We start from the raw sequence: 15532 nt of genomic DNA, 5'->3' as shown, positions 1-15532 counted from the left end.
CAGGGAACAGGGAACAGGGAACAGGGAACAGGGAACAGGGAACAGGGAACAGGGAACAGGGAACAGGGAACAGGGAACAGGGAACAGGGAACAGGGAACAGGATAGTGTAGAGACGTAGCATGCTACGTCTCTACACCCCCATCTCCCCGACACCCGACACCCGACACCCGACACCCGACACCCAACACCCAACACCCAACACCCAACACCCAACACCCAACACCCAACACCCGACACCCGACACCCGACACCCGACACCCAACACCCGACACCCTAACTCATCACCAACGAGAATCTCGCGTCACTGAATTTCCCCCAATCGCCACCGCCCGTAAATTGTATGATCCGGTTTGTCCGGCTTCATAAGCATTTGCCATTAACAAATAGATCCCATCCCTGGGTAAAATCACCGATAATCGGGCATTAGTACCACCACCACTATCATCATCTTGGGCTAAATCATTACCATTGGGATCAAGCAAAATTAAATAAGAATCGATTTCCCCGCTGGTCATATCAATTTGCACTCGCTGACCCGCTCTGCCTTCAAAGGCATAGATATCAAAAAAGCTGTTATCGTCCGCTAAAACATGACTTCCTTGACCCAGCCGACCGGGAATCACTGTACCATTGAGGGCTAAGGGTTGAGGGGGACGATCAGTTGGAGAGGGGCTGGGCTGCTGCACCGTCTGGGGCGCACGTCCATTGCGTACAGCCGCCAGAAACGGGCGAATTCTATCAATGCTAATCGCAAAACCAATTCCCAAATTCCCGCCGCTAGGACTGCCCAAAATCGCTGTATTCACCCCAATTAACTCACCTTGAGAGTTCAGTAGGGGTCCGCCAGAATTTCCTGGGTTAATTGTGGCATCGGTTTGAATTAAGCCCCGTTGTTGGTCAATGCGGCTAACAATTCCTACGGTAAACGTGCCTTGAAATCTGCCAAACGGATTGCCAATGGCAAATGCCCGTTGTCCAACTTGCACGGGACGAGGAGCCAGAGAAATCGTCGGTAAATTGCTAGGAGTGCGAATTTTGAGAACCGCTAAGTCTAGACCATTATCCCCAAACGCTACCACATCCGCGCTCAGGCGTCTGCCATCCGCTAGCGTTACCGTAACCGTCGGGGAACCGGCGACAACATGAGCATTGGTGAGGACTAATCCATCGGCGCTAATAATACTGCCACTGCCTGTACCTTCTACTGTATCAATGGAAACCACTGCCGGACTAGCTTGTTGATAAACCTGAATATTAATTTGTTCATCAATATCTTGAGCCACTGCCACTGTTGAGCCTAGCCAGAGATTCAGCCAGTCAATTGGTGCCGCCTGGAGAGTCGTAGCACCAATCGCCGTCACAGTAGCAAGGATTCCCGATATAGCAATAGGCAAGCGTTTGGTACTCATGGTTGATGGTCATTAAACCTCAAGGTCTAGTTTTATGGTGACTTATGCTCAAATCATTGATCAAAATTATGTGACAATTTCTGGGGATACACCGTAGGAAAAGCAGGGGGAGCAGGGGGAGCAGGGGAAGCAGGGGGAGCAGGGGAAGCAGGGGAAGCAGGGGAAGCAGGGGAAGCAGGGGGAGCAGAGGAAGCAGGGGAAGCAGGGGAAGCAGGGGGAGCAGGGGGAGCAGAGGAAGCAGGGGGAGCAGAGGAAGCAGGGGGAGCAGAGGAAGCAGGGGGAGCGGGGAGAGAAAGTTATATCTTTGAATGCAAGGTGATATTATCACTTAGGTTTTTTTCCTTAGAACTTTCTGCCTTGGAGTCTTTGGTTATATGTAACAGAGATCTACACCAAGGAAAGTGAGCTAGCTCCTATATGTGAGTCCAGCGAATGACGTAGCTTACTTCTCGAAAAGCTATAGCAATCCTAAATAGAATGCAACAAGCGAAAAGCTCGAAACCCAGGTATAATAAGGGTTTCATTTTTGAAAATTGCCACAACCTAAATAGGATTGCTATAGTATGACGAATGACAAATGACAAATGACAAATGACAAATGACAAATGACAAATGACAAATGACAAATGACAAATGACAAATGACAAATGACAAATGACAAATGACAAATGACAAATGACAAATGACAAATGACAACTTATTCAGCGCAAGGTCTTAAGTTGAAGCTGCGCTTGATTATATTGATCAATTCTGCCGTTGTCGAGATGTAGCTTAGAGGCTTGCTCTAAGTCGTTAATCGCTTCCATTGTATTCCCTAGTTCAGCATGGGTTAATCCTCGACCAGAGTAAGCAAAGGCATTATTGGGATTAAGTTGAATGGCTTTGGTATAATCGTCTAGAGCGCCAGAGTTATCGCCAAACTTTCGGCGGACACGGGCGCGATTGGTGTAGGCGACGCTGTTGTTGGGATTGAGTCGAATGGCTTGGGTGTAATCTTCGAGCGCTCCTTGGTTATCACCTAACTTACGACGAATTTCCCCACGATTAATGTAAGCATTCTCATAACTGGGTTCAATGCGAATCGATTGGCTGCAATCTTTGAGTGCTTTTTGATACTCTTTAAGATTTAAGTAGGCAATACAGCGATTGTTGTAAGCGATGTGGTTATTTGGGTTCTGAGTAATCGCCTCCGTACAATCTGCGATCGCGTCTCGATAGTTTCCTAGGTTAAACTTTGCCTGACAGCGATTTGTGTAAGCCATACTATCTGTAGGGTCAATCGCGATCGCCTGGGTATAATCGTCTACAGCCCCCTGATAGTCTGCCAAATGAAATCGGGTTCTGCCTCGATTGTAATAAGCCTTAGCATCATTGGGATTGTACTCAATCGCTTGAGTATAATCTGCCATGGCTTCTTGTTGATTACCCATCGCACTCAGCACTAATCCTCGTGCCGCGTAAGCTTGGGCATTTTGGGGATTGAGCTGAATTGCTTGATCGAGATCGGCGATCGCCGCTTTATACTGGTTCAGTTGGTAGTTGGTAATTCCTCGATGGTAGTACGCTTGAGCATCATTGGACTTTCGTTGAATTAATTCGGTAAAGTCTTCTACAGCGCCTTGCCAATCTTCCAAATCGTAACGGGCTAGTCCTCGCTGATAGTAAGCATTTGTATTACTGGGATCAAACTCGATAAGTTTAGTGTAGTCTTCTATAGCGGCTTGATGCGCTCCCAAATCATCGTAAGCTATTCCCCGATTCCCATAAGCTAATGGGTTGTTAGGATTAAGCTGAATTGATTCATCAAACGCCTCAATCGCGCCCTGCACATTACCACTTTTTAGGTGTTCCACTCCCTGTTCAAAAAACTCTTGCGCTTTTATCCGGTCTGGATTTTGTCTTAGCAGCCCCATTAATCCTAGCCCAATGGCTAAACTTATTACTCCCACCAAAATGGGCAAACGCCATCGCTTCAGTCTGGATTGATTAGCCGATTTCGGCAATGCTTTTTCGGGAAATATTTCCCAATTGCCAGAATCAGCAATGGATGTTTGGGTCGAGGTGGATATCAGGGGAGATTCTACTTCGGGTTCAGGGGGTTTAGCTGCCAAGGTTAGCATTTCTTGAAACCGGATTAACCCTTGATCATCCTTGGGCTGTTGACCGGATTTTTTCAACGTATTTAAGGGATGATCGGGAACAAATTCTTCGACTAGATAAAATTTTTTATTTTCGACAAAATAGTTTACAATTTCTGGGTTTTGGTTAGTTTGTGCCAACCGTTCCAGGGTTTCAGACTTATGAGTCAAGAGAAATTGCAGCCGACGAAGTGCCTGAGGATTTTTTGTGGGCAACTTGAGTTGTCGAATCACGCAAACCGGGCAATCGGGATGGCGAGTATCGGCGGCTAGGTAAATTAATCCTGAGACACCTGAGCCTAAAATCCTGACAACGCGATAACGATTATTGAAAACCTGATCGATCATGGCAGCCTAGCACCTGGCTTATCGCCCTAAAGCATCCGTTCGGGGTCATTTTCAGTGTAGTCTGATCCCAAAAGGGAACGGGGAACAGGGAACAGTCAAGTGAGGGGGAGATGGGGTGAGAGGGTGAGGGGGAGATGAGGGAAACAGTAGTGCTTTTCGTCTCGCTATAAGTGCAAGCTTTTCACCCATTCAGGAGGTATGGATTGCACTTATAGGCGGCTTTAAACCCACTATAACTCTTGATAGATAAGGGTTTCCGGGTTGTGCAGCAATCCCTAGATATAACTGGACTACACCCTCTGTCTGGTTAAATCGAGGATTAACTCCGCTAACTGGGGAGTTGCGCCAAGGGGTTCACCGAACTCAAGTTGGAGTTGAGGGTATTGCTGTTGTAAATCAAGGACAGATTGCGCGATCGCGTCTGTAATTCCGCCAGCAAACAGAAAATAAGGCACAATGGCGATATGCTGATATCCAGCCTCCGCTAAAGTAGCGACTCGTTGACTGAGCGTTGGTTCGATTGACCAATAAGCGTCGATTGCGCCTAATTGTTGGGCTAAGGTGGCGACTGGCTGGTTACCACCAGGACGACGTGTGCCATGAGAGATTAGAATTTTAATCGGAGCATTTAGGGGTGGCTGTTGATTCACCAGCAGTTGTCCTAAATGGGGATGTACTCCGATATGAGGTTGCAGGTTGATGGTTAATTTTTCCCCTAACCGTTGTTGTGCGATCGCGACTTCTTCCGGGATATCCTCCATCACATGTACCCCCGGTAAGAGAAATAAGGGCAAAGCTTGGATCTGCGGGTAGCCAGTTTTTATCGCTTGAGTCGCAAACTGACAAATTTGTTCATGTAAGGATAGAGGTGCTAGTTCTAACGTGGCAGTTCCGACGCGAATCCTCAAGGCTTGACTTGCCTCACCTTGACTCGCTAACTGCTTCTGGAGTAACTGTGCCAATTCCTCTAGTCCTCGCTGAGGACGTGGATCTCGGCTTCCATGAGCAATAAGTAGATAAGCAGAGGAGCTAGGCAAGAGTCTTAATCGTTAATAGAGATTACGTAAACAATTGTATCGTCTGAAGTCGGAATTATGAATTCTAAGGTTCCTGTTGCCTATTCCCCAATCTCAATCATCAATTTTAATTTTGTCCGACTGACTACCTATCGGGGTGATTCAGATGGGGTTGTATCGACAGGAAGGAATTGTTCTGAATGTGGAAACACCGTCTAAAGGATTTTAATGGAAATTTAAACCCCTATCAATGGAAGAATATCATCAGTTGGCGAGGGTTAAAATTTGTCCAGTTACCGTATTTCATTCAATTTGGAAAATGGTCGATCATGGAGAGAATATATCACTTACCGCTCTGTCTGCAAGAAAATATGGCAAAAGAATATGGAAAAGACACTGTATTGGAGCAATTAACCATGATTGAGCATCACTACTGGCTGTAGTATTCCAACTATTTCGCTCAACTCGTTGCCGCCGTTGATGTTCAATCGGACAAGTAAGCGATTAGCATTGAATCGTTTCTTTCTCTCGTTTCAGGAATGGTAATGAAGTGGGAGAAGAATGAGTGGAAACGTAATTCCAATTTCGCTCTTGACGATTACCTCCTTTACTCCGCAAGAAACCCACTAAGTTTTGCAAAAGTGATGGCGTAATCCCTTGTTTCTCTGACGCTTTAGACAACTGAGCGGGTAAAGGCTCAATTTCTTGAGTGGGCAAAATACCAGCCAACAGAGGTACTTCCTCAACTAAACCTACAGTCATCAGGGTAAATGCGACATGCTGCACTTGTTCAACGGGAACATTTAGTTCTTGTGCGATCGCAGACAACGAAACTGTCCCTTGCGATCGTTCCCATACTTGCTCCTCTAAAGGATACAAGCGATAAGCAGGACTACCCGCCATGATACTAGCTAATCCTGAATTTGGAGCAGGTAGTTTATCATGGAGATTATCCCAATTTTTCAGTAATCGCAACCCTCTCAATGTGGCTTCTGTCGCTGAGATGCTCAATCCCGTCATTTCTTTGGTGGGTATGGGAGCGTTTGGGATAAATTTAAACTGACCTTCCTTGAGTTCAAATAACGTACACACTCGCTGCAATACCTGATTCTGAAAAAGCTGCTTTAAATGTTCGATTGACAAGATTCCGTGATGTTTGAGGCTCAACCCCAAGGGTTTATCAGTCGGACATAGCTGTACAAGTTTTGTTACTACGCGCTGGCTCACTCCCATCTGTTCAGCAATCAATTTCACTAAACCTTGATGATCTAATTGATCGGCTGCCGCCACAATACGTCCCTGGTAAACCCAAATGTAATAAATTGTGTTGAGTGGTGTGGGGTCTTCTGGCAATGCTCCTAGCGTCAACACTCCAGTTTTCTGTCCTTTCTCTAGAAACTGGAAAATTTCTGGTATTGAAAAGTCGGATAAGGAACTGGTAATCGACATAATTGTTGAATTGAACGCTACGCAGGATAATTTGCTCTACTACTAACGCATACTACGCTTTATTGGCTTAGTTCGTAAGGTTTCAGCCGCCTTGCTTTTCAATTCTTTACTAGCCGTGAGCAAATTGTTGGATTTTTGTTATCTACTATACGAAAATTTGGTGATTTGCCCCCAGGAACCTGGCATTTAGCGCTAAAGGTTTGCTCGAAAATACTAAAATTTGTTAAGCAATCGGCTCCGTGTTTATTCCTAAGTATCTATACCTGCTTTTTGAAAGGCAAAGGCGATATATGGTGCTATTGAGTATGTCGCCTCAATTTGATGCTTATCTTTCCACTGGATTATCTCAGTAAAATCACGGAGTAATTCTCGAATATGTTAGTGATTGCTCACAATCTTCGATCTGAACAAAACTTACAAAGTCTAACCTTGTAACAATTGATACAGTTAAATCCTTGAGTTTGATCAGGACTACCGCCAGAGGGAATCGTCGGTGCTTGCCATGGAACAGGAATCGGGCTGCGATCGCGCAGACTTGACAATTTTACCGTATAGAGCAGAGATAACTCGGTTTCAAGGTGGCGTACTCCCAACCATGCCCGTACACCATCAATGACAGTCCCTCTATAATAAGAGCCATTCTATCGTATCTCCTTAGCTAGAGGTATCGGATTAATAAAGTTGCTTAAATTAAAATTAATCCCTAAACAACAGTGATTTGAAGCATTAAAAGGTAGAGTTTGATGGCTAGCTCAATTGAATTTAAATTATTCGCCCCTTACAACAAAAGCGCTGTATTAAAGGGATGTTTCTCGGATTGGCAAGAGATCCAGATGGAGAAAGAAGAGGATGGTTATTTCCGTACCTCAGTTGAGCTTGAGGATGGCACTTACCAGTATAAGTTTCGCGTGCAATCTAAATCCTGGTTCTTGGAACCCGATCAATGGGTTGATGTCACCGATCCATACGCGACAGGAGTGATTGATGACGAAACCCAGAATGGGGTGATGCGAATTAAGGACGGACAAAGGATTGTTGATACCTACACCTGGCAGCATGACGACACTCCCTTGCCTCAAAATCACGAATTAGTCATCTATGAAATGCACATTGGCGACTTTTCCGGTGGCGAAGATGATTCCTATCCACGCGGTCAATTCAAGCACGTTGTTGAGAAATTAGATTACCTGTGCGAACTGGGGATCAATGCCGTTCAACTGATGCCGATGATGGAATATCCGGGAGACTATAGTTGGGGCTATAATGTGCGCCATTTCTTTGCCTTAGAGTCTAGCTATGGTAAAACACAAGAGTTTAAGCATTTAATTGATCAGTGCCATTCTCGTGGTATTCGAGTAATTGTCGATGGAATTTTCAACCATTCAGAATCCGAAAATCCACTAACCCAAATTGACCACGATTACTGGTATCACCATGAACCCCCCCATGAATTTAGTTGGGGACCAGAGTTTAATTATGAACACTATGATCAGAACTTAGAGATTAAACCCGCCTGGCAATTCATCGGGGATGTGGTGCGATTCTGGATTGAGGAATATCATATCGACGGCATTCGCTACGATGCGGCGAAGCAAATTGAAAATTATGATTTCATGCATTGGATTACGGATCAAGCCCATAAAAAGGCAGGAGATAAGCCATTTTACAATGTGGCTGAACACATCCCAGAAACTCCCAGTATCACCAATGTGGATGGTCCTATGGATGGCTGCTGGCACGATAGTTTTGCCTACTGCCTCAAAGATCACATCTTTGGTGATACCTTCGATGTAGACCGTCTCAAGGATGCCCTTGATGGTAAGCGTCAAGGCTTTATGGGGGCAGTTAATCTCGTAAATTACCTGACTAGCCATGATCAAGAACGTTTGATGGTGGAGTTGGCGGATCATGAAATCTTTGATGAAGTGGCATTTAAACGGATAAAGTTCGGTGTGGCTCTTTTAATGACGGCTGTCGGCATCCCGTTAATTTTAATGGGTGAGGAGTTTGGAGAATACAAACCGTTAAAGCCTGAGTCATCAAAACTTGATTGGACGTTGTTGAAGAATGATGGAAGTCAGGGGTTATTGGATTACTACAAAGGCTTGATTCGATTACGGAAAGAGAATTATGCTCTCTATGGAGACAACATTGATTTCTTCTATGAAGATCCCGAAGCCAAGGTTCTGGGATACATTCGCTGGAATGATGAAGGATCTCAGCTAATTATCATTGCCAATTTTTCAGATAACTTCTTGGAGGGATACGCTGTTTCACAAATTCCGGAGTCGGGAACTTGGCACGAGTGGACGAGGGACTATGATGTTGAAGTAGTTGAAGGCACGTTGGAATTGGACTTGGGAGAGTACGAAGCCAAGGTTTTAGTTTGGCAGTGATATAGCGCTACGCAATAGGCAATAGGCAATAGTGAAGTTGTAGAGACGTTGCATGCAACGTCTCTACCATAAGATGCGTCCTAACCGCTATGGCGATTGCTATACTAATCAAGGGATTGACCCTTCGACCCTTCGGTACACTCAGGGCGTCGCTTGGCGGCAATTGAGCGTTCGACTGAACTTCGACAGGCTCAGTTGCCGCGCTTACGCCGAAGTCCTGTCGAAATTCAGGGTCAAGCGATTTGAATTTTTCTTTTATGTCCTAACTAGAGTTCGTAGTGCTATACAAATAAGGAAGATGGGGAACAAAGGTGCAGGGGTGCGGAGGTGCAGAGGATATCAGAGAGAATTGTCCCAATCCCCAATACTGACAGAAGACCATAAGCCGCTTTTGACATCCCTATTCCCTGTTGCCGAGGAAGATGGGGAAGGTAGCTTATCATAGTATATAGGGATGTATGTAGGGATTAAGCATAAACGACTGTCTGGGTTCATCTAAAAGGTGGACATCTTGCGAGTAGTGGTTGAAGGCACTAAAACAGGGCAAGCAGGTTCCTGGGTTATTCACCATTAAAAACCTGCATGTACAGCGCGACTTCCTCCCCAACGCTAAGATGGGGTATCCAGCCGCAAAAGATGGATGAACAATCAACACTCAAGCCAGTTTAGACTTATAATTTTGACACCAGTCCCCACCTGAGCTATGTTTAACCGTTTCCAAGATCTATTTTCTAAGGGTAAAAAAGGTATCGGGATAGAATTAGCACCAGAACGTATTAGTATCGCCCAACTGCGTAAGCAAGGTCAGGGCTACAAGCTGGTGAGCCTTCACACCCATGAAGTCCCCGAAGGTTTGTTTGACGGAGGGAAGATTATCGATGCCGCCAGTTTAGCTGAACTTGTGACGGAAATTCTTGAGGAACATAAACTCAAAGTCGAGCAAGTTGCCACGGCTGTCCCCATGCGGGAAGCGGTGATCCGGATTATTCCGATTCCCGCTGAACTCGATGACACTGAACTGCGAGATATGGTTCTAAACCATGAAGCCGGTCTATACTTACCTTATCCGCGCGAAGAAGTGGATTTAGATTACCAAAAACTGGGCTTCTTCATGGACGAAGATGGGATTGAAAAAGTACAAGTCTTGCTGGTGGCAACACGCCGGGAGGTGACAGACACCTATCTGGATACCTTCCAACTGGTGGGGTTAAAGGTGGATGTCCTGGAAATCAATAGTTTTGCCCTGATTCGCACCATCCGCGAGCAACTGAGACAATTTGCGCCCCAAGAAGCGGCGGTATTAGTGGATATAGAATTTGATAGTACCGAAATTGCGATTATTGTCGATGGTGTCCCCCAGTTTTCCCGCACCGTTCCCATTGGCACGTTCCAACTCCAGAGTGCCTTGTCACGGGCGATGAATTTACCGACATCCAGAAACACGGAACTCTTGCAGGGAATGACAATACCCAACACTCCGGTGGATGGCATTCGCACAGGTGCCACGGGAATTAATCCGGGAATGGCAGCACTGCTGAGAGTTTTAGGTGAACTCGCCGATGAATTGCGTCGTTCCATCGACTTTTATTTAAATCAGAGTGAAAATCTAGAAGTGGCTCAACTCCTCCTCGCCGGACCTGGTGGCGGAATTGGACAACTCGATGAATTTTTCACCCAACGATTAAGCTTGCCTACCACTCAGGTTGATCCGATTGCGGCACTATCCTTAGAGATGGAGCAAGATGTTCCCCCAGTACAACGACCCGGATTGGGAACGGTACTAGGATTAGGATTGCGGGAGGTTTAACCCTAATGTATAGTCTCGATATTAATTTTCTTAAAGATAGACCCGATTATCGCCAACCTGATAAAGGGTCTGAGTCCCCCAAAGCCAAAAAACAGATTCAAATGGGGGAAATGACGCCGCTGATTATAGGCGTGATTGTCGGGTTACTGCCGCTGGCGTTAGCCGCCGGAATCGGTTTTTTGTGGCTACCTCAGCAAAATGCCAAATTAAACCAGGAAATTGCGGAAATAGACGCCGAACTGCAAAGCTTGCAAGCGGAAAAGAATAAAATTAATAACCTGAATACTCAAATCCAAGCGGTGAGGCAAGAAACCGAAGCCTTGGCAACGGTCTTTAATCAAATTAAGCCTTGGTCAGCCATTCTACAGGATATTCGCGATCGCGTCCCCAGCGGAGTCCAAATTCAAGCGATTGAACAAACGGAAACCGAAACTGAAGCGGCTGAGGGGACTGAGGGTAGCACCCCCTTACCCACAATTAACGTGGAGATTTCTGGCGTAGCGGAGACATTTGATGATGTGAACAACTTTCTGCTGACGCTAAAACAATCTCCCTTCTTTCAAGACGAAGAAACTCGTATCGTTAGCGCTCAACTGGTTGACAACCCGGCTGAGTTAGAAGTACCGGAAAAGGAAGATAACCAAGATGCTGCTGAAGTGACCTACGACCTGCCTCCAGTGGTAGATTATACGGTTCAGACTAGCTTGACAAATGTCCCCGCTTCTGAACTATTGCGCGAAATTGACCGCAAAGGAGCGGTGGGATTAGTGGCTCGGATCAAAGCCTTACAGCAGATTGAGCAAAATCAGGCAACGGAGACACCTAGCCCAGCTCCAAGCCCCAGCCCAAGCCCAACTGAGACAACTACGGAGTGATGTAACTATGACTTATGCTGATCCAGATTTTATCCCCGTTGAAGAGCAGGAGGAAGAACCCAGTTATCCGGTGGCGTTTGGGATTACCTTCACGCCAAAAGTGTCCGGAATTGTCTTGGCTATTTTAGGACTTGGTGGGGCAGCTTATCTCGCCTGGAAAGTTGTGCAGCCTGCCTTGGTTGAAAATCAAGGGTTAAGGGCGCAGCGTCAAGAAAAAGAGGGTCAACTCCAAGATCCCCAAGAAATTCAGCAGCAGATTCAACAGAAACAACAGGAATTAGTTCAGGTAAAGCAGCAAAACCAAACAGTGACAGGTTTATTTGCTGATGAACAATCGGTAAATACCTTGCTGCTAGATGTGAATCGGTTTATCAAAGACGCAGACGGAAAATTGACGAGTTATGAACCTGTCCAAGTCAACGAAGAAGAAAGCAATATCGTTACCGATGGTTCCCTGGGAGCAGCCGTTAACGGCAAACTCAAACGCCAAAGCTTTAATTTAGAGATGGAGGGCAGCTTTAACGCAATCCAGTCAATTTTACGGAGTATTGAGCGACTACAAACTCTAGTTGTGGTGAAAGAGTTGACGACAGATATCAGCACACCACAAGGGCTGTTGGTTGATGACCAAGGTACGGTGACACCCATTGTAGAGAAAGATGAAGAAATCATTCCCGGTGCTCCACCGACTCTGACAACAAGCTATAGACTGGATGTGTTGATGCCGTTGAGTGAGGAACAAAAGCAGGCACAAATGGAAGCGGAAGCAGCCGCAGAAGAAGTAGCCCAGTAGGGAGTTGGGGAGTAGAGACGCGCCATGGCGCGTCTGGGAACTGGGGGAAGAATGTCTGAACCCAGATTAATTAATTAATTAATTTATCCCCATAACATCATTATGATTAAGGTGGTTTAGAGGTCATAAGTGAGGAGTGAATTGTGAGACAGGAGCAACTGTTCAGTGGAATCGCGATCGCGACTGCCGTCTCCCTATCGATAACACAACCCGTCTGGGCGGCGACGGCTCAAGTTACCGCAGTCCGGCTCAATCCTAGAGGCAGTAGTTTAGAGCTGATTCTGGAAACCCAAGCTGGAGATCAACGCCCCCAAGTTTTCCCAGTGAACCGGGGTAAGGATTGGGTGGCTGATATTGTCAATGCTCGGTTGAACTTAAGGGAAGGCAATAGCTTTCGTCAAGACAACCCCATGCCCGGTATTACCGCTGTTACAGTGAGTCAAATCGAACCCAACAGCATTCGGGTAACAGTGAGTGGGGATGAAAATTCACCTCAGGGTCAAATTCTCCAGCAAGAATCTCAGGTAATTACTCTAGGAATTAGTCCTGCTCCCAGCAATCAAGCCGCCGTTTCGATTCCGGTTTCCTCGCCCTCTGGGGAGTCAGCGTCAATTACTCCACCAACACTACCCTCCTCTACTGCATCAAATAGCACCAGGACTAGAGAAAATGTCAGTATCCCCCAGCTAGGAAGCAGAAGTGCAGGGACACAGGGAACAGAGGCAATTAACGCGGCTTCGAGTAATATTGCCGCTCAATCTGAGATTACCACTCCAGCGAATTTCAATCTTAATCCAACATTAGAAAATCAACAGAACAGTTCCATTCCGGTTGCTCCGCCACCCAGGGAATCAGTATCAACGGTTCCGAATTTACCCAATCAAGGGACAACTCGCTCCACTTCAGAGTTCTCATCTCCCGCCACTCCGCGATCGCAATCTCAACGTTTTAGTTCACCCCCAGTTGTGGCTCAAACCCCGACACCGGAGTCTCCTGAACCCACTCAAGCTCAACCCACTCCCGTAGTTCCAGCACCTTCACCCGATGTATTAGTTCCCGATCCTCAAATTACCATTGATGGGGTTCCGGCTTTACCGGCGGGGACAGTGCAACCTGTATCCCCTGCACCGCCATTCTTACCGAGAGCCGTTGCGCCACCTGTGGGAGATATTGCGGTGTCTAATCTGAATGCTGCCGCCAGCGAGATTGACTTGGGAACAGCAGCAGTAGTACCCCGCCTATCCTTGCGAGAAGCCCCTGTGCGAGAAGTATTGGCACTCTTGGCGCGATCGGCTGGATTGAACCTGGCTTTTGCTGGAGGAGCCGGTGGTGAGGCAGAAGCGGCGGCTCAGGAGACAATTTCCCTGGATTTGGAGAATGAACCCGTTCAAGATGTGTTTAACTACGTTCTTCAGCTTTCTGGACTCCAGGCAAACCGTCGGGGACGTACTATATTTGTGGGGACTCGCCTACCTCAAGCGGCACGTAATGTGATTAGTCGCACGTTACGGTTAAATCAAGTTAGCGTTTCCAGTGCTTCTGCCTTCCTGGCAACCCAAGGAGCAGAAGTGCAACAGGTGGTTACCCCGATTGAACGAGAATTCAATCAAGAAACAGGAGCAATCATTCGGGAAACCGAACAACCCTCTGAGTTGAGACCCCTAACCGTCAATCAGCCAGGGGAAGCAACGGGTGCTTTGTTGCTGAGGGGATTATCGGTTTCTACCGATGATCGATTGAATGCGATTACGCTGGTAGGTGAACCGCGCCAAATTGAACTGGCTTCGGCTTTCCTGACGCAATTGGATCTGCGGCGTCGTCAGGTGGCAGTTAATGTCAAGATTATTGATGTGAATTTATTGGGAGAAGAGGCCTTCAATACCAGCTTTTCCTTTGGTGTTGGTGATGGCTTTTTTGTAGTCGATCAGGGGGCTGCAGTCTTTAATTATGGAGAGTTTAGACCTCCAACTAATTTAGAAGCTGCAACAAGTGCTGCCGCTCAAACAATTATTCCAAATCCCTTTTCTGGAGCCAATACGTTTTTGGTTCCAGGCGAGACTACGCAAACAATTCCAGGAACTGGAATCGATACCATTAGGATTCTTAATGATGCTGTAACTCCTGAGTTTCGGTTTGATGTAGAGCAAGGTGAGAATGCACAATTTTTTCGCAGGCTGGCTGGGATTTCAACCGATCCCTTCACGGGAGGCATTACAGAAATTACTCTCCCAGAACCTAATGTTGTTGAAACTACCATAACACCAGGAACTCCTCCAACTCCAGGAACTCCAGCAGTTCCTCCTCAGATTATTACACTCCCAGATGGTACATTTCAAGTTATTCCAGGAACTCCAGGAACTCCAGGAACTCCTCCCACTCAAACTACAAACTTCCAACGAGGGACTCGTGCAGAAATAACCTCGGCTTTACCCTCCTTGTTCCAGTTTCCCAAGGATTTCCTAGCCCAATTGCAAGCTCAAATTACGAGTGGAAATGCTAAGATTTTGACTGATCCTACCCTGTTAATCCAAGAAGGACAGACAGCAGGGGTGAATTTGACACAAGAAGTTGTTGGGAATATTGAGCGGGAAACGGAAAGCACTGACAACCTGACCACAGTGACTGTCACCACAGAAATTAAGGAAGCTGGTTTGCAACTTAATATCGCAGTTGATCGCATTGACGATAATGGGTTTGTTACGCTAAATGTCAATCCGAGAGTTACTTCTATTGGCAGTGTCCAAAATATCACAATTGGAGATGATACAAACCAAATAGCACTTTTGAATGTGCGTGACCTTAATTCCGGTCAGATTCGTCTGCGCGATGGGCAAACCTTAATCTTGACGGGTATTATTCAGGAGAGCGATCGCACAACGGTGAGAAAGGTGCCAATTTTAGGCGATTTGCCAATTCTGGGGGCGTTGTTCAGAAGTACCGAGCGGACAAACCAACGTCAAGAGGTAATTGTGCTGCTTACGCCTCAGATTTTGGATGACTCAGAACGAGGCTCCTTTGGCTACAACTATACGCCAGGGCGAGAGGCGCAGGAAGTTTTACAGCGCCGAGGGTTTCCCACGCAGGGGGGTTTTTAGAGCATCGATTCAGCCGTAGGGGTACGGCAGTGCCTATTCGTGTCAACTTAAGCTAGAAACCCCTCACCCCCAGCCCCTCTCCCACTCTGGGGAGAGGGGAGCAAGAAAGGTGTTATATTGCAGGCGTAGCTACCTACGTTTTTCGCTCCCCCTGTATTAGCAGTTAGTTCATCGTCAGAGGGCGCACGTCAGTGCGCCCCTACAG

11 protein-coding genes are annotated in these 15532 nt (G+C 46.6%); 6 read left to right on the top strand and 5 right to left on the bottom strand.

Going from position 1 to position 15532, the window contains the following annotated elements:
- Positions 1 to 123: 123 nt before the first annotated feature.
- From RIC07_RS37390 to RIC07_RS37370, 5 genes are all read right to left on the bottom strand, one after another.
- Positions 124 to 273: a hypothetical protein gene (locus RIC07_RS37390; RefSeq protein ID WP_446398928.1), complete on the bottom strand. Its 150-nt coding sequence runs from the start codon at positions 271 to 273 to the stop codon at positions 124 to 126.
- 9 nt (positions 274 to 282) lie between these two features.
- The gene (locus RIC07_RS37385; protein ID WP_446398927.1) at positions 283 to 1410 is read right to left on the bottom strand and encodes a trypsin-like peptidase domain-containing protein; all 1128 of its coding nucleotides are present in this window, start codon (positions 1408 to 1410) and stop codon (positions 283 to 285) included.
- Positions 1411 to 2111: 701 nt separating this feature from the next.
- Entirely contained in the window at positions 2112 to 3896 is a 1785-nt protein-coding gene (locus RIC07_RS37380; RefSeq protein ID WP_446398926.1) for a tetratricopeptide repeat protein, read from the bottom strand.
- Between the two features lie 290 nt (positions 3897 to 4186).
- The gene (locus tag RIC07_RS37375; protein WP_446398925.1) at positions 4187 to 4933 is read right to left on the bottom strand and encodes a sirohydrochlorin chelatase; all 747 of its coding nucleotides are present in this window, start codon (positions 4931 to 4933) and stop codon (positions 4187 to 4189) included.
- Between the two features lie 483 nt (positions 4934 to 5416).
- Positions 5417 to 6361, bottom strand: a complete 945-nt coding sequence (locus tag RIC07_RS37370) for a DUF4388 domain-containing protein (protein ID WP_446380958.1) — start codon at positions 6359 to 6361, stop codon at positions 5417 to 5419.
- A 493-nt stretch (positions 6362 to 6854) separates the two neighbouring features.
- On the opposite strand from RIC07_RS37370, the gene RIC07_RS37365 reads away from it, so the two are divergent.
- From RIC07_RS37365 to RIC07_RS37340, 6 genes are all read left to right on the top strand, one after another.
- Positions 6855 to 6977: a hypothetical protein gene (locus RIC07_RS37365; RefSeq protein WP_446398924.1), complete on the top strand. Its 123-nt coding sequence runs from the start codon at positions 6855 to 6857 to the stop codon at positions 6975 to 6977.
- 127 nt (positions 6978 to 7104) lie between these two features.
- On the top strand, positions 7105 to 8757 hold the full coding sequence (locus RIC07_RS37360; RefSeq protein ID WP_446398923.1) for an alpha-amylase family glycosyl hydrolase: 1653 nt from the start codon (positions 7105 to 7107) through the stop codon (positions 8755 to 8757).
- Positions 8758 to 9460: 703 nt separating this feature from the next.
- Positions 9461 to 10564, top strand: coding sequence for a type IV pilus assembly protein PilM (gene pilM / locus RIC07_RS37355; protein WP_446398922.1), 1104 nt, complete (start codon positions 9461 to 9463; stop codon positions 10562 to 10564).
- 5 nt (positions 10565 to 10569) lie between these two features.
- On the top strand, positions 10570 to 11439 hold the full coding sequence (locus tag RIC07_RS37350) for a PilN domain-containing protein (protein ID WP_446398921.1): 870 nt from the start codon (positions 10570 to 10572) through the stop codon (positions 11437 to 11439).
- Between the two features lie 7 nt (positions 11440 to 11446).
- On the top strand, positions 11447 to 12232 hold the full coding sequence (locus RIC07_RS37345) for a hypothetical protein (RefSeq protein WP_446398920.1): 786 nt from the start codon (positions 11447 to 11449) through the stop codon (positions 12230 to 12232).
- A 143-nt stretch (positions 12233 to 12375) separates the two neighbouring features.
- Complete coding sequence (locus tag RIC07_RS37340; RefSeq protein ID WP_446398919.1) at positions 12376 to 15327, top strand: AMIN domain-containing protein; 2952 nt, start codon at positions 12376 to 12378, stop codon at positions 15325 to 15327.
- The last annotated feature ends 205 nt before the right edge of the window (positions 15328 to 15532 follow it).

The sequence above is a fragment of the Coleofasciculus sp. E1-EBD-02 genome, assembly GCF_040218245.1.
Classification (GTDB): domain Bacteria; phylum Cyanobacteriota; class Cyanobacteriia; order Cyanobacteriales; family Coleofasciculaceae; genus Coleofasciculus.
This window is presented reverse-complemented; position numbering and strand designations above follow the sequence as displayed.